The sequence below is a fragment of the Pseudarthrobacter sp. TE9888 genome (assembly GCF_056279345.1).
Window position 1 is genome coordinate 1,456,351 of record NZ_JBWBRD010000002.1, and the last position, 18,657, is coordinate 1,475,007.

General features: G+C 67.9%; 21 protein-coding genes. 5 read left to right on the plus strand and 16 right to left on the minus strand.

The window, feature by feature from the left end; translation table 11 throughout:
* Positions 1-9: 9 nt before the first annotated feature.
* Complete coding sequence (locus ACZ9J7_RS07350; protein WP_476208252.1) at positions 10-492, plus strand: pyridoxamine 5'-phosphate oxidase family protein; 483 nt, start codon at positions 10-12, stop codon at positions 490-492.
* A gap of 26 nt (positions 493-518) precedes the next feature.
* On the opposite strand, the gene ACZ9J7_RS07355 is transcribed toward ACZ9J7_RS07350, so the two are convergent.
* The gene (locus ACZ9J7_RS07355) at positions 519-1,127 is read right to left on the minus strand and encodes a DUF6919 domain-containing protein (protein ID WP_476208254.1); all 609 of its coding nucleotides are present in this window, start codon (positions 1,125-1,127) and stop codon (positions 519-521) included.
* Between the two features lie 60 nt (positions 1,128-1,187).
* Positions 1,188-1,814 (minus strand): hypothetical protein, encoded by a 627-nt coding sequence (locus ACZ9J7_RS07360; RefSeq protein ID WP_476208255.1) that lies wholly within the window; start codon positions 1,812-1,814, stop codon positions 1,188-1,190.
* A 163-nt stretch (positions 1,815-1,977) separates the two neighbouring features.
* Here ACZ9J7_RS07360 and ACZ9J7_RS07365 point away from each other — a divergent pair, with 163 nt between their 5' ends.
* Positions 1,978-2,358 (plus strand): VOC family protein, encoded by a 381-nt coding sequence (locus ACZ9J7_RS07365; protein ID WP_476208257.1) that lies wholly within the window; start codon positions 1,978-1,980, stop codon positions 2,356-2,358.
* Positions 2,359-2,445: 87 nt separating this feature from the next.
* Here ACZ9J7_RS07365 and ACZ9J7_RS07370 read toward each other — a convergent pair whose 3' ends face one another.
* Positions 2,446-2,850 (minus strand): DUF5997 family protein, encoded by a 405-nt coding sequence (locus tag ACZ9J7_RS07370; protein WP_476208258.1) that lies wholly within the window; start codon positions 2,848-2,850, stop codon positions 2,446-2,448.
* On the opposite strand from ACZ9J7_RS07370, the gene ACZ9J7_RS07375 reads away from it, so the two are divergent.
* Entirely contained in the window at positions 2,813-3,634 is an 822-nt protein-coding gene (locus ACZ9J7_RS07375; RefSeq protein ID WP_476208259.1) for a LysR family substrate-binding domain-containing protein, read from the plus strand. The genes ACZ9J7_RS07370 and ACZ9J7_RS07375 overlap by 38 nt on opposite strands.
* A 96-nt stretch (positions 3,635-3,730) precedes the next feature.
* Here the strand turns inward: ACZ9J7_RS07375 and ACZ9J7_RS07380 are convergent, their stop codons facing one another.
* From ACZ9J7_RS07380 to ACZ9J7_RS07390, 3 genes are read right to left on the minus strand one after another with little or no spacing between them, the layout of a single operon-like run.
* Complete coding sequence (locus ACZ9J7_RS07380) at positions 3,731-4,393, minus strand: DUF3618 domain-containing protein (RefSeq protein ID WP_476208261.1); 663 nt, start codon at positions 4,391-4,393, stop codon at positions 3,731-3,733.
* Positions 4,390-4,821, minus strand: coding sequence for a phage holin family protein (locus tag ACZ9J7_RS07385; protein ID WP_476208262.1), 432 nt, complete (start codon positions 4,819-4,821; stop codon positions 4,390-4,392). Before ACZ9J7_RS07385 ends, ACZ9J7_RS07380 begins: the two co-directional genes overlap by 4 nt.
* Positions 4,821-5,720 (minus strand): hypothetical protein, encoded by a 900-nt coding sequence (locus ACZ9J7_RS07390; RefSeq protein WP_476208264.1) that lies wholly within the window; start codon positions 5,718-5,720, stop codon positions 4,821-4,823. The genes ACZ9J7_RS07385 and ACZ9J7_RS07390 overlap by 1 nt, the downstream gene beginning before the upstream one ends.
* Positions 5,721-5,993: 273 nt before the next feature.
* Between ACZ9J7_RS07390 and ACZ9J7_RS07395 the strand changes: the two genes are divergently transcribed.
* Entirely contained in the window at positions 5,994-6,524 is a 531-nt protein-coding gene (locus ACZ9J7_RS07395) for a MarR family winged helix-turn-helix transcriptional regulator (RefSeq protein WP_476208265.1), read from the plus strand.
* 14 nt (positions 6,525-6,538) lie between these two features.
* Here the strand turns inward: ACZ9J7_RS07395 and ACZ9J7_RS07400 are convergent, their stop codons facing one another.
* From ACZ9J7_RS07400 to ACZ9J7_RS07435, 8 genes are all read right to left on the minus strand, one after another.
* On the minus strand, positions 6,539-6,880 hold the full coding sequence (locus ACZ9J7_RS07400; protein ID WP_476208267.1) for a hypothetical protein: 342 nt from the start codon (positions 6,878-6,880) through the stop codon (positions 6,539-6,541).
* A 22-nt stretch (positions 6,881-6,902) separates the two neighbouring features.
* Positions 6,903-8,153: a D-arabinono-1,4-lactone oxidase gene (locus tag ACZ9J7_RS07405; protein ID WP_476208268.1), complete on the minus strand. Its 1,251-nt coding sequence runs from the start codon at positions 8,151-8,153 to the stop codon at positions 6,903-6,905.
* A gap of 37 nt (positions 8,154-8,190) precedes the next feature.
* The gene (locus ACZ9J7_RS07410; RefSeq protein ID WP_476208269.1) at positions 8,191-9,087 is read right to left on the minus strand and encodes a pentapeptide repeat-containing protein; all 897 of its coding nucleotides are present in this window, start codon (positions 9,085-9,087) and stop codon (positions 8,191-8,193) included.
* Between the two features lie 32 nt (positions 9,088-9,119).
* Positions 9,120-10,886 (minus strand): amidase, encoded by a 1,767-nt coding sequence (locus ACZ9J7_RS07415; protein WP_476208270.1) that lies wholly within the window; start codon positions 10,884-10,886, stop codon positions 9,120-9,122.
* A complete protein-coding gene (locus ACZ9J7_RS07420; protein WP_476208272.1) occupies positions 10,883-11,986 on the minus strand; it encodes an agmatine deiminase family protein in 1,104 nt (367 codons plus the stop codon). Before ACZ9J7_RS07420 ends, ACZ9J7_RS07415 begins: the two co-directional genes overlap by 4 nt.
* A gap of 43 nt (positions 11,987-12,029) precedes the next feature.
* Positions 12,030-12,746 carry an alpha/beta fold hydrolase gene (locus ACZ9J7_RS07425; protein ID WP_476208274.1) on the minus strand — a complete coding sequence of 239 codons (717 nt, stop codon included), beginning with the start codon at positions 12,744-12,746 and terminating at the stop codon, positions 12,030-12,032.
* 44 nt (positions 12,747-12,790) lie between these two features.
* On the minus strand, positions 12,791-13,951 hold the full coding sequence (gene rsgA, locus ACZ9J7_RS07430) for a ribosome small subunit-dependent GTPase A (RefSeq protein ID WP_476208276.1): 1,161 nt from the start codon (positions 13,949-13,951) through the stop codon (positions 12,791-12,793).
* A 250-nt stretch (positions 13,952-14,201) separates the two neighbouring features.
* Positions 14,202-14,741 carry a CGNR zinc finger domain-containing protein gene (locus ACZ9J7_RS07435; protein WP_476208278.1) on the minus strand — a complete coding sequence of 180 codons (540 nt, stop codon included), beginning with the start codon at positions 14,739-14,741 and terminating at the stop codon, positions 14,202-14,204.
* 89 nt (positions 14,742-14,830) lie between these two features.
* Between ACZ9J7_RS07435 and ACZ9J7_RS07440 the strand changes: the two genes are divergently transcribed.
* On the plus strand, positions 14,831-16,096 hold the full coding sequence (locus ACZ9J7_RS07440; RefSeq protein WP_476208280.1) for an MFS transporter: 1,266 nt from the start codon (positions 14,831-14,833) through the stop codon (positions 16,094-16,096).
* Between the two features lie 35 nt (positions 16,097-16,131).
* Here the strand turns inward: ACZ9J7_RS07440 and ACZ9J7_RS07445 are convergent, their stop codons facing one another.
* Both ACZ9J7_RS07445 and ACZ9J7_RS07450 read right to left on the minus strand, forming a co-directional pair.
* Entirely contained in the window at positions 16,132-17,172 is a 1,041-nt protein-coding gene (locus tag ACZ9J7_RS07445; RefSeq protein WP_476208281.1) for a hemolysin family protein, read from the minus strand.
* Positions 17,165-18,526, minus strand: coding sequence for a hemolysin family protein (locus ACZ9J7_RS07450; RefSeq protein WP_476208282.1), 1,362 nt, complete (start codon positions 18,524-18,526; stop codon positions 17,165-17,167). The genes ACZ9J7_RS07445 and ACZ9J7_RS07450 overlap by 8 nt, the downstream gene beginning before the upstream one ends.
* Positions 18,527-18,657 lie beyond the last annotated feature (131 nt).

The following is an 18,657-nucleotide window of genomic DNA, read 5'->3' on the forward strand; positions in this document are numbered from 1 at the left end:
AGGTGAGGCATGACTGACGCGCAGAGCATCAGCAAGGTTACTGAGATCATCAACGATTCCAAGATCGGCATGGTCACCACCATCAACGAAGAAGGCGCCCTCGTCAGCCGACCGCTGGCCGTCCAGGAGGTCAAGGACGACGGCGACATGTGGTTCTTCACCGGGCTTGGCACCTCGCAGGTTGCCCATGTCCGGGCTGATCCCCGCGTTAACGTCGCCTTCGGCAAGAAGACCGAATGGGTTTCCGTTGCTGGGACCGCCGAGGTGGTCACGGACCGCGCCAAGATCCACGAGATGTGGAACCAGGTAGTTGAAGCATGGTTCCCGGACGGCCCGGACACCCCCGAGGTCTGCCTCCTCCGGGTGGACTCGGACTCGGCGGAGTACTGGACCAGCCCGGGCGGCACTGCCGCAACGGTCCTGCAGTGGGTCAAATCCAAGGTGACGAACAGCCGCATGAGCGTTGGCGAAAGCGGCACCGTGGAGCTGTAACGACGGCTACCGGTGGGGCGGGGCGGCTACGGCTGCTCCGCCCTTTTCAATGCCTTCAGGACCGCCGGCAGCAGCACGTCATTGCGTCCCCACACAGGATCGAGGATCTCCACGTACCAGGAATCAGCGAGCAGGAGCGCCAGCGCATCGTTGGTCTCCCCGGCCCAATCCTGGATCTGATCGTCCGTCACGGGATTTTCGCTGGAACCCAGCACCGTGGCGATCTCCGTCCGTGCCAGGGTCACCGGAATGGCGGCGCTGCTTGCCTCGCCCGGTGCATGGGCCACGGTCACCAGTTCGGTTCGGGTGGACAGCGCCAGCAGTCCGCGCGCGGTTTCGGCGCCGCAGAATCCGGTGACGTATTGCCGCTGCGCGGCGCCATCGCCAAGGATGCCCGGCTGGGACTCCTTGGTGAACAGCCCGTTGCGGTTCAACTCCGCCAGCGCTGCGGCGATCGGTTTGGTCTCGGCGTCGAACACTGCGGCGAAATGCCCGGGCTGGTACGAACTTCCGCCTTCCAGCCACCGGGCCGTCAGCTCACCGGCAGCCTCCAGCGTGGTGGCTTGCCGCCAGACTCCCCGGTCTTCCAGGAGCCGGCCGTACTGGTCATGGGCAGGCAGTTCCTCAGGCTTCATCCTGGGATGCTATCGCCGGGCCTCGGGGGCAATCCAACCCCTTCGACACAGCAGTTAACGTCAGCCGGTCCGCTCAGCCGGCAGCGCAGCAGGAATTCCCGCTGCCCGTTCGGCCGCTGCCAGCGAAGCAGCCAGGCTTCCGACGGCGGCCGGGTAGCCCGTGTGCGTGGCTGTCCGCAGCTGGTCCGCTGTCCGCATGGCCTTGATCAGTGCGGACGTTTCCGGCAGCCGCACGTCGGTCAGGGCCGGATAGTCGATGCTGCAGCCGGGATCCAGCTCGTAGCGCTGCCACCGGAGCATCAGCTCATCATGCTGCAGGCGGGCCGCTTGATGGGCGCAAAGCTGCTCCCTGTGTTCCCGTCGGCCGGCGCGCCACGCCAGGATCCGTGGGCTGCCCCGGTATGCGGCGATGCCGGAGGCGGCTGCTGCCGCAGCCAGCACCAGTCCCGCCCACGGCGACACTAAGGCCGGGATCACGAGGGCAGGAAGGGCTACACAGGACCCGAGGAAAAGGTCCCAAAACAGCTGGTCGGGCGCCTGTGTTGCGTCGCTTGCGGGTGCCAGGGACCGGCGCCGTACAACGAAGACGGTGGTGGCGACGCTGGCAACCAGCGCCGGCCCGCACAGCAGGACCGCCCACGCACCGTGAAACAGTCCCTGGTTCAGGGATTCCGCCAAGATGGACATCCTGTACCTCCCGCGCCCGCCATTCCCCATCAAGACTTGGCCCGGGCCGGAAAGCCCGGGCTGGTCCTTCCATTGGACCGTCTTCCGGGCATAGCGTCAATGGCTGGGAAAAGGGGGAAGCTGACAGCCTGGAAGGCATGGCGATGGGCGGTACCGTGGGACCATGCGACTCAAACTGTGCAGCATCCACGTCCAGGATCCCGCGGCCGCCCACGCCTTCTACACCGGCACTCTCGGCTTCGACACCCTCATGGCCATGCCGGAGTACAACCTGTACATCATCAAGGATCCGGGAGCGGAGGACAGCTCGGTGGGACTGCTCCTGGAACCCAGCGACAACCCCATAGGCGCCAGTTACATGAACGCCGTCCGCGAGGCCGGCCTCCCTGCCATCGTTTTCGGAGTCCCCGACGTCCAGGCAGAGTATGACCGGCTGGTGGCCGCCGGGGTGAGCTTCAAGACACCGCCCACCACTGATTCATTCGGGACCAGCGCCGTATTCGACGACGGCTGCGGCAACTACGTCCAGATCCACCAGGACTGAGGGGCCTGGATGCCACAGAAGCCTGTTCGCGCATCCGGACCTTCAAGGTCCTGACAGGCGAACAGGCTTCTGAGACGCGGCTGCGGCCTACTTGGCCTGTGCGCGGTCCTTCTTGGCCTGCTTCTTGGCAGCTTCGTCCTTGACCCGCTGGCCTTCGGCGCGGACGGCCGCGTGCGTGGCGCGTTCGCTGACGAGCCACTGCGGGGGAGCCTGCAGCAGCGCGGTGATCTCCGCCGTCGTGAGCGCTTCCTCCACGCCGGCGCGGGCCAGGCCGCTGATGGAAACGTTCAGCTTTTGGGCCACCACGGGGCGGGGGTGGGGCCCATTGCGGCGGAGTTCGGCAAGCCATTCCGGCGGGTTGGCCTGGAGTTCGGCAAATTCCTCGCGGGTAATGGTTGAATCCTGGAACTCCTGCGGGGTGGCCGGCAGGTAGATGCCAAGTTTCTTGGCAACGGTGGCCGGCTTCATGGACTGGGAGTTTGCAGAGGTCATGCTTCAAGGGTATCCGGGCGGCGGGTACTGTGAAGACGTGCCCGCCGACAATACCCCCACGCCCGATGGCCAGCCCGCCCCTGAAGAGGCCGCCCAGCGCGTGCTGCGCATCGCGTATGTGGCAGGGGTGACCCCGGGCAAGTGGATCCGCCGCTGGGAAGAGCGGATGCCGCATATTCCCCTTGAAGCATTTATGGTCGACGACGGCGTGCAGCGCGACGTGCTGGACGACGGCAAGGCGCACATGGGCTTCGTCCGCCTTCCCATTGAGCGCGAAGGCCTCAGCGTTATCCCGCTGTACGAGGAGCAGCCCGTGGTGGTTGCTCCGAAAGGCCATGAGATTTCAGTGTTCGAGGAAGTGGCGCTTGCCGACCTCGCGCAGGAATCCTTCCTTGATCCTGCAACCTTGGGCGGACCGGATGCGGCGCTCCAGGTGGTGGCCTCCGGAGCCGGCCTGGTGATCCTCCCGATGTCAGTGGCACGCCACTTCAATGTCAAGGACACCGTGGCGCGAAGGCTCACCGGTGCCGAGGGGACCGAAATTGCCTTGGCCTGGCCGGCAGAGGCAACCGATGACGTGCTGGAGGAGTTCATCGGCGTGGTCCGTGGCCGCACCGCCCAGAGCTCCCGCCAGCCCTCGGCCCAGCCGCAGAAGGTGAAGAAGGAACCCAAGCCGGACCGCCGCGGCACCGGCACCAAGAAGGCGCCCAAGGTGGCCCAGCGCTACGCCCCCAACCCGGACAAGGGCCGCGGCAAGGGGTCCCGCAAGAAGGGCAAGCGCTAGCCCACAGTTCCTGCGGTGGCCGGGCCCCGCCCGGGGGAGAGGAAAGCCGGCTCCGCATCCTGCGGAACCGGCTTTCCTTTTGCCGCGTGGGGTTGGTCAGGTGTTTTGGATGTTGTCTTTGGCGTTTGTGGCGCGGTCTTTGACGTCGGTGGCGGCGTATTGGCCTTCGGTTTTGACGTTGTGGGCGGCGTCGGTGGCGGTGGCTTTGACGTTGTCCATGGCTTCCTGGGCGGGTTCCTTGAGGTCCTGGGCCATGGTTTTGGCGGCGTCGGTGACTTGTTCTGCCAGGGGCTGGGCGGCGGTTTTGAGTTGGTCCGCGGCTTCGCGTTCCTTCTCGCTGGCCGGGATCAGGGAGGAGAGGAGCATGCCGGCGCCGAAGGCGATGAGCCCGGCGGCCAGGGGGTTCCCGGCGGTTTTGGCTTTGACCTGGTCCGGGGCGTGGGAGACGGCCTGGCCGGCGTCGGAGAGTTTCGCGGAGACGGTGTCGCTGGCCTGGTGGAGGTTGTCTCCGGCGGTGTGCATGGCGTTGGTGGTGTGTCCGGTCCCGGTGGAGGTCCTGTCGTGGACTGTTGTGGTGGCGTGGTCTGCTGCTCCCATGATTTTCTCCTTCACCCCGGTCACGGCGTCGCGGACCTTGTCGGTTTGGCGGTGGACGATGTTGGACGGGGTGACTTTGTCGGCCACGGCGTCGACGTTGGTGCCCAGGCGTGCCCGGGTGGCTTCTATGTCTGCGCGGATAGCGTCGGGGTTTTCGCTCATCGGTTTACCTCGCCTGGTTTGAGGGTTGGGGGTATTTCTGAGAGGGTTTCCCCGGTTTGGGGCAGGCCCTTGATCTGCTTGAGTTCCTTACGGCCGATGGAGGCCAGGACTGCGGCGATAATCGCCCAGATCACGGCAACGATCAGCGCTGCCCAGCCCAGGGCCATGATGGCGCCCAGGGCCCACATCAGGGCCAGGGAGAGGAAGAGCAGGACGAAGTGTCCGCCGATCCCGGCGCCGGCGAGCATGCCGGCGCCCTTGCCCGCGCGGGTGGTGGTTTGTTTGAGTTCGGCTTTGGCCAGTTCCACTTCCTGGCGCATCAGGGTGGACAGGTCCCGGGTCACGTCCCCGAGCAGCTCACCGATCGAGGCGTTGTCCGCTTTCACATGCGCCGCGCTGGGCGGCGGCTCCGGTATCTGGCTACTCATCACAGACCACCCGTGCCATGGCGGTCACTGCCGTACGTCCCGTCGGTTCCGGGTGCCTCTTCGCCGGTGTACACACCGTTTTCGGCGCGGAAGGGGTCGTCCTCGAAACGCAGGGGAATCTCCTCGGCAGTCCCCGACGGCAGGGTGCTGGTGGACACGGGAGCGGTCCCGCGCACGGTGGGCTCATCGAAGAGGTCGTCGGTGCCTGCGGCATACACGGTCTCCGGGTGCAGCGGTGCCACCGGCGGTGACTGCGCGGCGCGGTGCTGGCCTGAACCTTGTGCGGGGCTGGAACTCCGCGCCGGCCGCTGCGCCTCGGGCGGGCCTGCGGTGAGGCCGCGGGTGAGGCGGCCGGCCAGGACGCCGGCGCCGGCGGCGAGGAGCAGGAAGGTTCCGGGCTTGTTGCGGGCGAAGCGCTGGACCTCGCTGAGGAGGTCGCCCGGTTCCCGGTTTTCCAGCCAGGTGGCCATCGAGGAGGTGCGCTCCGCTGCCTGCCGGACCAGGTCACCGGCCATGCCCTGCTGGTCCGGGGCGCTGGCCATGCTGTGCAGCTGGGTGGAGATATTGCGGATGCCCTCGGCAGCCTTCTGCTGCTGCGTCCCTGCCTGGCTGGTCAGGCCCGACTTGGCCTGGCTCAACAGGTCCTGCGCATTGGCCTTCGCCTCATGCGCAACATTCGCAGCCTCACCCTTGGCCGTCTGGGCCACCCCCTGGGCCGCAGATGCGGCTTCGCCGGCGACGTTGGAGGCTTCCTCCTTGGCAGCTTGCTTCTTGGAGCTGCCATCAGGAGTGGATGGGTAAGAGGCCTGCTGGGGGGCCGCCTCGATTCCGCCGTACGGATCGGCGATGGCCGGATCGCTGGCGGTGTGCGGGGTCTGGGGCCATTGGTTCTCTGTCATCTTCGCTCTCTTTCAGAAAGGGTTAGCTGGCGATCAAGAACCAGCAATGCTGGCGACTTAGTAAGCATGGTTACTAATTAGATACTAAGCACACTTTCCATTTGAAGCGCAAGGGGGCGTGGATTGGTGTTGGATGCTGGAAGCCCGAGCAGCCCCGCTGGACGGCAGTGGATGATAAGCCTACTTGCAATCATGTTGGTAAGCATGCTTATTGTAGGAGTGTAGCGACGCAGGGTGACCAGCATTTCGCCACCAATAGGAAGGCCGCGGCCGATGACCAGCAATCTCGATCCGGACGCCCGGAGCAGCTACCGCCTGATCACTTTGGCGGCGCGCCTGATCCAGCGGCGCCAGGACGATGCACTGGCCCCCCTTGGCCTCACCCGTGCAGCCGTCATCGCACTGGAAGGCCTGATGGGGGGCCCACTGAACCAAGAGCAGCTTGCCGACACGATCAGGGTCCAGAGCCAGACGCTGGGCAGGGTCCTCACGCGGCTGGAAACTAACGGACTCATCACCCGGACCCGCCGCACCTCGGACCGGCGCCAGCTGAAGGTGGAACTGACGGACGCCGGTGTGGCAGCCGTCGAAGTGGCACGGCAAGCGGAGGTTAACGCCTACCCCGACGATCCGGACATTGGCTGGAACGTACTCCGTGAGGAGCTCACCAAGTTTGTCCGCGCAGTCCCGCTTAGCCGGGACCCGGGCGTGGTTCCGTTCGCACCGCCGGAGCACCGGGCGCACCGCCCCCAGTCCGGCCGGGCAGCCGGCATGCGGAGCTGGGAACAGCCGCGCCAAAACTGACCCGGCCTACCGGCTCATGCCCGGCAGGCGTCCTGCAGTGCCCGGAGGGAGTCTGCGGGCACCTGGTCTCCGGACTCCGCAACCTGGCCCAACGGCGTCGTGATCTCTGCGGGTACCCCTGCTGATTTGGCGGCCGAGACCAAGCCAGCCAGCGCCTTGCGGTCCTCGGCGCTGACCAGTCCGTCCTTGACCACGGCGCAGATTTGCCGGTTGACCTCTTGGGCGGCGGCCGAGGCGGCTTTGGACGCGGCATCGCTGGCAGCGTTCCCTGCCGCGTCCCCCACGGCGCCGCATCCCGTCAGCAGGAGGGCAGCGGCCAGGGCGGTGGCGGGGACGACGGCGGCGCGGAAAGTCATGCGTCCAGCGTACCGGCGTTCCCTACCGCCGGGCCTGGACACCCAGGATGCTGTCCAGCAGCCCGTTCCGGAACTTGCCTTCGGGATCATGCCCGGCGGCAAACGCGCGGAAATCTGCGAAGCGCGGGTACAGGGCCTCCCAGTCATGGCCGTCCGCGGTGAACAGCTTGCCCCAGTGCGGCCTCGCGCCGAAGGGGCGCAGGGCTTCCTCCAGGACTGGAAGGAAGGCTTCCACCTCAGGCTGCAGCGGCTTCCAGGTGAAGTGGAGCGCGACGCTCTGCTGCTTGTGGAACGGGCTGAGCCAGAACTCGTCCGCGGCGCCGGTGCGGATCTCCGAGACGAAGAGCAGGGGCGCGAGGCCTCCTGCCAGTGCGCGGACGGCCTGGAGCGCGGCTGGGGCGTGTTCGATGGGAAGGATGAACTCACTCTGGAGTTCATCGCCGTTGCTCGGGGTGAACTCGTGCCGGAAGTGCGGCAGCCGGTCCAGCCACAGCCCGGGTTCGTCCAGTTGCGCCGTGCAGTTTTCCGCTGACATGTCCGGCAGGGGGTGCCGCGGCTGCTGGGCGGCGGTGGCCCCGAACAGGCTGGGAAGAGGCAGCTCCCCGTCCAGCGCCTTGAGCCAGACCTGGTTGACGGTGCCGCCGGCGTAGTCCGTAAACAGGCTCACGCTGTAGGCGGCCGAGACGATGGAGCTGAAATCGGCCAGGGCGTTCTCCCACGGCAGGTCTTCGAGGACCCGCTGGCGCATCCTGAAACTGGGCTGGACTGCCAGTTCCAGCCCGGTGACGATGCCGGCGGCCCCGATGCCCACCACGCTGGCCAGGAACTCGTCCCCGTCCGCCCGGGTCAGGGTGACCTGCTCGCCGGAAGCCCGCACCAAGTCAATCGATTCCACGGCGCCGGCGAGGGACTGGTTGTTCACGCCCGAGCCGTGGGTGCCGGTCTGGACGGCCCCTGCCACCGAGATGTGCGGCAGCGAGGCAAGGTTGTGGATGGCCACGCCGGACTTCTCAAGGGTCCGGCACAGTGCTCCGTAACTGACGCCACCACTGACGCGCACCGTGCCACGGCCGGGGTCCAGGTCCACCCGCTGCGGCAGCGCATCAAGCAGCACGTGGACGCCGTCTGTGTCACCCACGCGGTTGAACGAGTGCCGGGACCCCAGGGCCTTGACCCGTGGCGAAGCGGCCACGATGGCTGCCAGCTCCGCAACGGACTCCGGCCGCCTGACATCAGCGGAGGAGTATTCGAGGTTTCCTGCCCAGTTCTTCATCGAGTGGCTTTCGCTTGGCGTCGGTTTCCCCCCACTGTCAGCGCTCACAATCCCGGCTGTCAAGGCGCATCCGCTGGGTGGGCGGGAGGCCGTTGGCAGGTTCCGGGCCCCAGTGGGCGGGCTGTTCCAGCCCGTCGGGGAGCCGTGTGGACGCGTTGCCGCGGGCGGCGGCGGCCTGCGCCTGGGTAAGGAAGAGCGCATGGCTGAGGTCTGCGTCGTCGAGCCTTGCATCCCGCAGGTCTGCGCCCAGCAGGTCCACCGCTGTCAGGTCTGCGCCGCGGAGGTCGGCGGCGATCAGGCAGGCGCCGCGCAGATCCGCGCCGCACAGCACCAACCCGGCCAGGCGCGCTCCGGCCAGGTCTGCGCCTGGTGCGAGGCCGGCAGGCTGCCGGGCATCGTCGAGATACCCGGCGCGGACCTCCTCGCTGACCCAGCGCAAAGCTTCGCCCACTTGCCGATGAAGGGATTCGACGTCGGCTGCCAGGACCTCGCCAAGCCCGCCTTCGGCGACCCTCCGGACGCCGGACTCCACATGGCGCACCTCGCAGGCGGTGTCCGCGCTGTAGGCCGCCGCCTCCGCCTGGGCCAGGTGCCACAGCATCTCGTGGAGTTGGCGCAGGATCCGGAAGGCCGCGAACATGTCCGTTGCCGTTTCCGGGTTTTCCCGCCAGGAGATTCCGTCGAACAGCCGCCGGCTGACGGCCTGCCCCGCGCCGAAGCAGTCGAAAACCGTGCAGCCGGCAAAACCGCGGGCCCGGAGCCTGTCATGGATGGTGCAGGAAAAGTCTGCGGCCAGGTTGGAGCACGGCGTGGCGGGCGGCTTGTCGACGGCAAAGTCTGCGGAGCGGGCAAAACCGAAGGCCGTGCAGCACAGGGCAAAGCACTGTGAGCAGTCAGGCCGGAGGGCGGCCGGGTTGGCAAGGGGCCACGCCATGCTTCCAGCCTACCCACCGCGGCTGGCTGGGGTCAGGCTCCTTTTCCTACAGGTGTGGTGCGGGGCGGCGGGACGCGGCGCCGGCCGGTCGCTTCGAACGCCGCAGCCAGGCGGAGGAGCTCCGTGTCGCCGTAGGCCCTTCCGGCCATGGTGAGGCCCACCGGCATGGCGATGTCCGCTGCGAGGCCCATGGGCACCGTGACCGTGGGAATGCCGAGGTGCCGGGGGACCAGGTTCCCGTTGGACACCCAGACGCCGTTGCGCCAGGCCGTGTCTGCCGAAGCCGGGTTCGTGTCCGCGTCCGCCGGGGCCACATCCGCGGCGGCGGGGAAGACGACCGCGTCCAGGCCCAGCCGGTCCATCCATGCCTCCAGGTCCACCCGGCGGGTCTCTTCGAGTCCGGCCAGGCCTGCGGGCAGGTGCGGAATATGGGCGAGGTCGGGAACGCCATGCTCCCGGATCCACGCCGGATAGTCAGCGATGTCGTCATCGAAGCCGTCGTAGCGGTCCGGCAGTGCACCGTCCGGTGCGGGGAAGATCGCGGAGCCATCGACATCGGCCAGGCAGTTGAGCAGAGGGTCGCCGTTGGCCTCCAGGAAGTCGTTCCAGGCCCAGGCCGAGAGGTCCACGATTTCCCGGCGCAGGTATTCCGGTGACACCAGGCCGCGTGTGGAGATGGTGGGCGCACCGGGCCGGTCTCCTTCGTAGTTGGAGATGACAGGGAAATCCACCTCCACCACCTCGGCGCCGGCCGCTTCCAGGTCGCGGCGGGCCGCCTTCCACAGCTCAATGATGGACGCGCGCGTGTCGATCCGCTGCCCTGTTGGTCCGCCGATGCCCGGGGCGTCGGCGGTGCCGGCCTGCGGATCCGCGCTGATGTACATCCGGGGCACACCAAAACGCTTGCCTGCCAGTACGCCAGCCGCGGCGGTTGCGTCAGGGATGCCCAGGGCAACGTACGACGGCGGCCGCACAGCGGATGCCTTGGGCACCGGGATCCACGGCTGGACACGCCAGAAGTCGCCGCGGGGGTTGGCGTCGTCGGCCACCACCACGTCCAGGACCTCCAGCATGTCCGCCATGGTGCGGGTGTGCGGAACCACCACGTCCATGGTGGGAACAAGCGGCCAGTTCCCGCGGACGGAGATGACGCCGCGGGACGGCGTGTAGGCGCACAGGGCGTTGTTCGATGCCGGGGCCCGGCCTGAGGACCACGTTTCCTCCGCCAGTCCGAACGCCGCGAAGCTGGCAGCAGTGGCCGTGCCGGAACCGTTGGATGACCCGGAGGCAAAGGCTGCCGTGAGGAAATCGGCGTTGTAAGGGCTCTCTGCCCGCCCATATACTCCGCGCTGCATACCTCCGTTGGCCATGGGTGGCATGTTGGTCAGGCCGATCAGGACAGCGCCGCCGGCCCGGAGGCGCTCAATGGTGAAGGCGTCTTGCTGGGCCACCAGGTCCTTGAAGGCCGGCGACCCCGCAGCAACGGTGAGTCCCCTGACCTTGTAGCTGTCTTTTGCCGTGTACGGGATGCCGTCCAGGGGGCCCAGCGTGAAGCCGGCAGCCCGCCGGCGGTCGGATGCCTGTGCTTCGGCCAGGGCTTCCGGGTTCACCACCACGAGCGAGTTCAGGCATATTCCTGAAGAGTCATACTTCTCGATGCGTGCCAGGTAGAGGGTGACAAGCTCCTCACTGCTCACCTCACCGGCCTCAAGGGCTGCCCTGAGCCGGCTTATGCTGGCCTCCACCACCTCAAACGGGCGGGAAGTGGCGGGCTGGGTGCTGTGCTCAGCCAGTTTCACGCCGCACCGCCCTTCTGCCGGGCCGGCTGCTGTTGGGTGATGCAGTGGATGCCCCCGCCAAAGGCGAAGATGTCCCGGGCGTCCACCAGTTCCACGGTTCGTCCGGGGTAGGCACGTTCCAGGATGCCGGCGGCGATGGCGTCGTTGGGATCGTCGAAGGCGCAGAGCACCACCACCTTGTTGGCCACATAGTGGTTGATGTAGGACCAGTCCACCCAACCGTCGTCGTCCTTCAGCGTGGTGGGGGCTGGAACGTCGATAATTCGCAGGGGCCGCCCGTGGGCATCCAGCTGGCCTCCGAGGACGGCTTTCAGCTGAAGGTAGACCGCATGGTCGGGATGGGCGGGGTCGTCCTGCCGGTGCAGCAGGATGGTGCCGGGCCCGGCAAAGGCGGCGACGATGTCCACGTGGCCGCGGGTGCCGAATTCGTCGTAGTCCCGGGTGAGGCCGCGCGGAAGCCAGATGGCCTTGGTGGTGCCCAGGGCCGCGTGGACTTCCGCCTCGACCGATTCCTTGGTGGCGCCGGGGTTGCGGCCGGGATCGAGCTGGACCGTCTCGGTCAGCAGCACGGTGCCTTCACCGTCCACGTGGAATCCTCCCCCCTCATTCACCAGGGAGCTCGGCCGGACCGGCACATCGATGCCGGCTGCCACGCCCCGGGCAACGTTTTGGTCCCTGGACCAGGCTGCCCAGTGCTGCGCGCCCCAGCCGTTGAAGATCCAGTCAACGGCGGCCAACGAGCCGTCTGCCGCGTGAACGAAGGTGGGGCCGCTGTCCCGGAGCCACGCGTCGTCCAGTGGTATCTCCACGACGTCGATGCCCTGGCCGAGCCATTCCCGTGCGGGGGTGGCGTCCCGCGGATCGGCGATGACAGTCACGGGCTCATAGCGGGCGATGACCTGGGCCACCTTGCTCCAGGCGGCCCGCGCGCGGTCGAGGGTGGAGCTTCCCGCCGGTCCGAAGGTGTCGTTGGGCGGCGGGAAAGCCATCCACGTCCGCTGGTGGGGCTCCCACTCTGCGGGCATGCGGGCTGCGGGCCGGGTGTGGGCGTCGCCGGGGGCGGCGCTGTCCGCGGCGGAGGTTGAATAAATGAATGCCATTCATTTATTATTGGGGACCGTACCGGTCCTGCGCAAGGGTTTTTCAGGCCGGGGACATCGCGGTGCGGTCGACGGCCGCCAGGATGGCCCGTGCCAGTTGCTCCGGTTTGGTGAACTGCGGCCAGTGCCCGGTCGGCAGGTCGATGTACTCGACGTCCCGGACCTTGGCCAGTTCCGCGACGAACGGATGCCCCGCTGCGATCCATTCCCGGATCATGGCGGACGGGAACTCGCAGGCGATCACGGTGGCGGGCACGTCATAGCGCCGCCGGTTGTGCAGCCGCTGCTCGCCGTAGGCAACGCCGCGGGGCTCCGGAACAGCCCGGGCACGGAAAGCCTGGCGAAGCCCTTCGGTGAGGTCCACCAGGTCGGCGTCGTCAAAGTCTTCCCAGGGAGGCAGGGGGACATCATCCCCAACGGCGGTCAACTCGTCATTGATGACACCGCCTTCACCGAGCGGGCCGCTGTCCACGTAGATGGCCCGTTCCACCTTGTCCGGCCGCGCATCCACCGCACCATGGATGATGGCGCCGCCACCGGAATGGCCCACCAGCACCACCTTGCCGGGCAGGTTGTCCAGGACCTCCACCACCGCGTCGATGTGGTCCTGCAGGTTGATGCCCGCCCGGCTCGAGTCAACAGTCTCCTTCCCCGGAAGGGTGAGGGGGCGGGGGCGGTGCCCTGCCGCTTCCAGGACGGGTGCCACCTCCTCCCAGGATGAGGCGTCCAGCCAGAAACCCGGAACCATGATGATGTCCATGACCGCACCCTACTCCCGGTCCGGACACGGGAATACCGCCTCTCCTACCGTTTCCGCTTACGGTCCTTCCCCGTGGTCCGGCCTTGGCGTTCGGTGGCCTCGCGTTCCGCCCAGCGTTGCGATTTTCCGGCGGACACCACCTTCTGGTGCCACTCCCGGTAATAGGCGCGCTGGGCGGCGATGTCCGAGCGGCGTGCCAGCGCCGCCAGTTCCCGCTGCATCTTCAGGTAGGAGCTCCAGCGCCGTTCCTCCAGGACGCCGCCGTCAATCGCTTCCCGCACCGCGCAGCCCGGTTCACCGCCGTGGGCGCAGTCCGCGAAGCGGCAGCCGGCAGCCAGTTCCTCCACATCGCCGAACATCCCGCCCAGGCCCTCCCCGGCGTCGTACAGCGCGAAACCCCGCACACCGGGTGTGTCCATCAGCACCGTGCCGTTGGCCAGCGGCACCAGTTCGCGTGCCGTGGTGGTGTGCTTGCCCTTGAAGTCGCCGGACCGCACCTCCCCGGTCTGCTGGACCTCACGGCCCACCAGGGCATTGATCAAGGTGGACTTGCCCGCGCCGGACGGACCCAGGAGCGCGATGGTGCCACGGGCGGGGATGCGGGACATCAGTTCGTCGATGCCGTCGCCGGTTTCTGCGGACGTGGTAACCACCTCCACGCCCGCCGCCTGCAGGATGACCTTCCCGACGACGTCGTCCGCCACCTGCACCAGGTCGGCTTTGGTGATGATCACCAGCGGGGTGGCGCCGGAGTCCCACGCCGCAACGAGCGTGCGTTCGAGCCGGTTGTGCGTGAGTGGCCTGTCGACGGGCACCACGACGCCCACGGTGTCCATGTTTGCGGCCAGGACCTGTTCCTCGGAGGAATCCTCAAACGCGCGTTTGCGGCTGAGCTCCGAGCGGCGGGGGAGGACTGCGAGGATCTGCCGGTCACCGGCTCGGTTGGGGCCGATCCAGACCCAGTCGCCGGTGACGGCAGGGTCCCCGGACAGCGGATACGGCAGGTGGAGCAGTCCGTCCCCGGCGGCGACCAGCAGCAGGGTGCGGTCCGCGCGGACCACCCGTCCGCATTCCGTGGCGCCGGGGCAGGGGTACTGGTCGAAGTGGCGGGCGACGGCGGGGGTGTAGCCGTAAGCGCCGGGGCCGCCGGTTGGGTGGGTGGTGCTTAAGGGATTGTCCAGGGGGTCGCCTGAAGAAAGGTGCACTGTGGTTTCCTTGCGGTTCCCCGGTGCGGTGACGCTGCTGCGGAATGGTGCCGTCAGGCCAGGCGCGTGCAACCGGGAGGGGTGGCTGATGTGGTGGGTGCGTGGCGCTCTGGGCGCGCGGCAACTGAAGTCATCGAAACCACCTCCAATCCCCTACGGGGTCCCAGTCTTGCTGCCGGGAACGGCAGGTCGGGAACGGGTCCCACTTTAGCGCCCCCCGCCGTCGGAGGCCAGGGTTGAGGGCCGACTGCTAACGACTGCCGCCCGGGCGCCCGCGCTCCCGGTAGCGCATCACGGCGTCCGCGTTGCCGCAGCGTGCCGAGCAATAGGCCCTCCGGCCGCCCCGGCTGGTGTCCGCGAAAACCTTCGGGCAGCCGTCCCTGGCACAGGTGCCCAGCCTCCCACCTGCAGCCTCGGTAATGAAGATGGCCAGGCCGCCCGCCGTGAGGGCACGCACGCGTTCCACCAGGCTGTCGCTGGTTTCAGCAAAGTGGAGGTGCGGGCCAAGGCCATCGTGGGCGGTCAGGAAGACGCGCTTGACCCCCTGTTCCAGCAATGCGTTCACCGTTGCGCAGCGGTCTTCCTCGCTGTCCGAGTCAAAGACAGTGCGCAGGTGCGATGTCCAGTCCCGCAGGAGCGCTTCCTCGGGCGCGCCCACCTCCGGGTCGTGGAACAGGTGGCCGGCCAGGAGGTCGCCCACAGCCCCTGCGTTCCAGGCCCCGCCGTCGAGCATGTTGACCAGTGCCTCAGCCACCCGGACCCCGGACATGTTGTCATGGTTGAACTGCATAAACCCATGACACCACACTGGGCATGGCGACGGGCTGCCCCGACGGGACCCGCCCCATGCCACCTTTCCCTGACCGAGGAGCAAGATCCTTGACCGCCACCGCCGATACCGCCCGGTCCCTGCAGTCCCGCATGCGCAGGACGCTGGTGTCCGCCCAGATCTTTTCCGGCCTGGGCAACGGCTCCACGCTGGCCCTCGGGTCCATCCTGGCCGTGGATTTGTCCGGCTCGGAAGCCTGGGCGGGGTCCGTCAACACGTTCCTGACGCTGGGAACGGCAGTGACCGCCATTCCGCTGGCGCAGCTGGCCCTCTCCCGCGGCAGGCGATTTGCCCTCGCTTCCGGACTGGCGGCTGCGATCGCCGGAACCGCGCTGATGGTGGGCGCGGTGACCACGGGCTACTTCCTCCTGCTGCTCGCCGGAGCCTTCCTGGTGGGCGTCGCCTCCGCAGTAAACCTCCAGGCCCGCTTCGCGGTCACGGACCTGGCCGAGCCCGCACACCGCGGGCGGGACCTCTCACTCGTTGTGTGGGCCATCACCATCGGTGCAGTTGCCGGACCCAACATGGTGGGTCCCGGCGCGGTACTGGCCGGCTGGCTGGGCATTCCGGCCGCCGCCGGGCCCTTCCTCATCTCGGCAGCCGGGATGGTCATCGGCGCCTCGATCGTATGGCTCTTCCTGCGGCCCGATCCGCTGCTGACCCGCCGGGCCATGGATGGTCCTGATACCGGTGACAGTGTCCGGCGCCGGGGCGGCCTCCAGGCCGGATGGCGGATCGTGCGGGAGAACCGCACCACCCGCGGGGCAGTGGTGGCGGTGGTGGCCGCGCACGCCGTGATGGTGGCGGTGATGTCGATGACCCCGCTGCACATGCAGCACCAGGCCGGGGCGGCAGCAGGCCACCCGGATACCATCGCGCTGATCGGCCTGACCATTTCCCTTCATATCGCCGGGATGTACGCCCTGTCGCCGCTGATGGGGTGGCTGACGGACAGGATGGGACCGGCGCGGATGGTGCTGGCGGGGCTGGCAACCCTCCTGGCCGCGGTGGCACTCACGGGACTGGCGCCGGAGTATCCGGCGGCCGTGACCACCGGCCTGGTCCTGCTGGGGCTGGGCTGGTCCGCCACTACCGTGGCCGGCTCCACCCTGCTGGTCGCTGCCTTGGCGCCTTCCCAGCGGATCCCCGCCCAGGGTTTCTCGGACGCCGCCATGTCCTTGGCGGCGGCACTGGGCAGCGCCGCCGCAGGACCGGTCATGGGCGTAGCCGGTTACTCGGGAATCAGCGCCGCCGCCGCTCTCCTGGTGGCGGGAGCGGCCGTTGCCCTGCTCCGGCTCCGGGAACTGCGCCTCTGAGACCAAGGAGAAGAGCCGACCGGTTGGCAGGGACTTCAGGCGCTGGTGGCGTCCTGCACCTCACCCACCAACTCCTCGATGATGTCCTCCAGGAAGAGCACCCCGGTGGTCCCGCCGTCGGCGTCGAACACCCTGGCCACGTGGGCGCCCGTCCGCCGCATCGCCGCCAAAGCGTCCTCAAGGTCCGCCCCCGCAAATGCCGAGGCAAGGCGCCGGACCCGCTTGGCCGGAACCGGACGGTGGAACTTTTCCGCCGACGTAAGGTCCGTGACGTCCTTGAGGTGCAGGTACCCGTCGGGCTCACCGGCCCTGTTGGCCAGGATGTAGCGGGAGTAGCCGTGTGCCGCGACGGCTTGCTGGATGTCGGCCGGGGTGGCGGTCTCCGGCAGCAGCACCATGTCGGCCATGGGCACCTGGACGTCGGCCACCGTCTTGGCCGTGAATTCGAAGGCATTGATCAGGGCGCCGGTGGTGTCCTTAAGCATGCCGTCCCGGGTGGACTGCTCCACGATGGTGGCCACCTCGTCCAGCGTGTACGCGCTGGTGGCCTCGTCCTTGGGTTCCACCCTGAAAAGGCGAAGGATCGAGTTGGCGATCCCGTTCAACGTCCAGATCACCGGCTTGAACACCCGGGCCACGAACACCAGGGGCGGGGCCAGCAGGAGGGCTGCTTGGGTGGGCACCGAGAAGGAGATGTTCTTGGGCACCATTTCGCCCACCACCACGTGCAGGAACGTCACCAGCAGCAGCGCCACCACAAACGCGATGATGCTGATTGCCTCGTAGGACAATGCGGTCAGGCCCAGCGGGATTTCCAGCAGGTGGTGGATGGCAGGTTCGGACACGTTCAGGATGACCAGTGAACAGACGGTGATGCCCAGCTGGCTCGTGGCCAGCATGAGCGTGGCGTGCTCCATGGCCCACAGCGTGGTCTTGGCCGCTTTGCTGCCGGCCTCGGCACGGGGTTCGATCTGGGAGCGGCGGGCCGAAATGACGGCGAACTCCGCGCCCACGAAGAAGCCGTTCACCAAAAGGAGCACCACCAGCCAGATGATGCCGGGAAGGTACTCACTCATGGGTCAGCTCCTGGGTCAGGGTGTCGATGATCCGGTCGTGCGGGCTCCGCGGCGGTTCGCCGGACGCTCCGGGGGTGAAACGCAGCCGCTCCACATGCATGCCTGACACGCGCTCCACGCGGAGGGTGCCGCCGTCGACCGCTACCTCGTCGCCCAGCTCCGGCAGGCGGTCCAGCCGGTCCGTGACGAATCCGGCCACGGTGTCGTACTCCTCGCCGTCGGGGACTTCGATGCCGGTGCGGTCCAGGAGCTCGTCCGGCCGCAGGGCGGCGTCGAACGTGATGGAACGGCCCGTGCGGACCACCCCGGCACGTGCCCGGTCGTGTTCGTCCTCCAGCTCACCTACGATTTCCTCCACCAGGTCCTCCAGGGTGACGATCCCGGCGGTGCCGCCGTGCTCGTCGGAGACAATGGCCACCTGGAGTCCCTGGTGCCGCAGCAGCCCCAGGAGGGTGTCAACGCCCATGGATTCCGGGACCCTGAGCGGCTCGGTCATGAGGCCCGTTGCGGTGGTGTCCGCACGCCGGCCAGGGGCCACCGCGAAGGCCTGCTTGACGTGCAGGACGCCCAGGACGTCGTCCCGGTCGCGCCCGATCACGGGAAACCTGGAGTAGCCGGTGGCGGTGGCAAGGGCCACGATGTCCTCCGCGGTATCCGCGGCGGCTACGGCCGCCATCCGGACGCGCGGGGTCATCACGTCCGCCGCGCTGTACTCGGAGAAGCGGAGGGTGCGGTGCAAGAGGGTGGCGTGGTCCAGGTCCAGTACGCCCTCGACGGCGGAGCGGCGCACCAGGGAGCTTAGCTCCTCCGCGCTGCGGGCACCGGAGAGTTCCTCCTTCGGTTCGATGCCGAAGCTGCGGATGATGCTGTTGGCCGTGTTGTTGAACAGAAGGATGACCGGCTTGAAGACCGCGGTGAAGAGGGCCTGGAACGGGACCACCACCTTGGCGGTGGCCAGGGGGAGCGCCAGGGCGAAGTTCTTGGGGACAAGCTCGCCCACCACCATCGAGAAGACCGTAGCCAGGAAGATGCCGGCGACGGAGCCGACGGCGGGCACCAGGGCTTCGGCCAGCCCCGCGGACTGCAGGGGGCCGCTAAGCATCCTGCTGATGGCAGGCTCAAAGGTGTAGCCCGTCAGGAGGGTGGTCAGCGTGATGCCCAGCTGGGCGCCGGAGAGGTGGGTGGAGGTGATGCGAAGGGCTTTGATGGTGGGGCCCAGCCGCTTCTCGCCGCGGGCCTGGCGGGCTTCAAGGTCATGCCGGTCAAGGTTCACCAGCGCGAACTCCGAGGCGACGAAGAAGCCGGTGCCGACGGTCAGGACCAGGCCGATGCCCAGCATGATCCATTCATACATTCGGGCGCCCCTCTCCTGGTGTGGCCGGTGTTCCGGTCAGGTGGCAGAGGGGCCAGGGCATGTGTGAAGGAGGGTCGTCCATGTCCAGTCCAACTCCGGTGCAACCGGGGAAGTTCCCGGCAGCCGTCAGG

Bases quoted from the DNA above. Each gene is read 5' to 3' on its own strand.
- ACZ9J7_RS07350 (WP_476208252.1), top strand. From the start codon at position 10: ATGACTGACGCGCAGAGCATCAGCAAGGTTACTGAGATCATCAACGAT.
- ACZ9J7_RS07355 (WP_476208254.1), bottom strand. From the start codon at position 1,127: ATGAAGCCTGAGGAACTGCCTGCCCATGACCAGTACGGCCGGCTCCTG.
- ACZ9J7_RS07360 (WP_476208255.1), bottom strand. From the start codon at position 1,814: ATGTCCATCTTGGCGGAATCCCTGAACCAGGGACTGTTTCACGGTGCG.
- ACZ9J7_RS07365 (WP_476208257.1), top strand. From the start codon at position 1,978: ATGCGACTCAAACTGTGCAGCATCCACGTCCAGGATCCCGCGGCCGCC.
- ACZ9J7_RS07370 (WP_476208258.1), bottom strand. From the start codon at position 2,850: ATGACCTCTGCAAACTCCCAGTCCATGAAGCCGGCCACCGTTGCCAAG.
- ACZ9J7_RS07380 (WP_476208261.1), bottom strand. From the start codon at position 4,393: ATGAGCGAAAACCCCGACGCTATCCGCGCAGACATAGAAGCCACCCGG.
- ACZ9J7_RS07385 (WP_476208262.1), bottom strand. From the start codon at position 4,821: ATGAGTAGCCAGATACCGGAGCCGCCGCCCAGCGCGGCGCATGTGAAA.
- ACZ9J7_RS07390 (WP_476208264.1), bottom strand. From the start codon at position 5,720: ATGACAGAGAACCAATGGCCCCAGACCCCGCACACCGCCAGCGATCCG.
- ACZ9J7_RS07395 (WP_476208265.1), top strand. From the start codon at position 5,994: ATGACCAGCAATCTCGATCCGGACGCCCGGAGCAGCTACCGCCTGATC.
- ACZ9J7_RS07400 (WP_476208267.1), bottom strand. From the start codon at position 6,880: ATGACTTTCCGCGCCGCCGTCGTCCCCGCCACCGCCCTGGCCGCTGCC.
- ACZ9J7_RS07405 (WP_476208268.1), bottom strand. From the start codon at position 8,153: ATGAAGAACTGGGCAGGAAACCTCGAATACTCCTCCGCTGATGTCAGG.
- ACZ9J7_RS07410 (WP_476208269.1), bottom strand. From the start codon at position 9,087: ATGGCGTGGCCCCTTGCCAACCCGGCCGCCCTCCGGCCTGACTGCTCA.
- ACZ9J7_RS07420 (WP_476208272.1), bottom strand. From the start codon at position 11,986: ATGGCATTCATTTATTCAACCTCCGCCGCGGACAGCGCCGCCCCCGGC.
- ACZ9J7_RS07425 (WP_476208274.1), bottom strand. From the start codon at position 12,746: ATGGACATCATCATGGTTCCGGGTTTCTGGCTGGACGCCTCATCCTGG.
- ACZ9J7_RS07435 (WP_476208278.1), bottom strand. From the start codon at position 14,741: ATGCAGTTCAACCATGACAACATGTCCGGGGTCCGGGTGGCTGAGGCA.
- ACZ9J7_RS07445 (WP_476208281.1), bottom strand. From the start codon at position 17,172: ATGAGTGAGTACCTTCCCGGCATCATCTGGCTGGTGGTGCTCCTTTTG.
- ACZ9J7_RS07450 (WP_476208282.1), bottom strand. From the start codon at position 18,526: ATGTATGAATGGATCATGCTGGGCATCGGCCTGGTCCTGACCGTCGGC.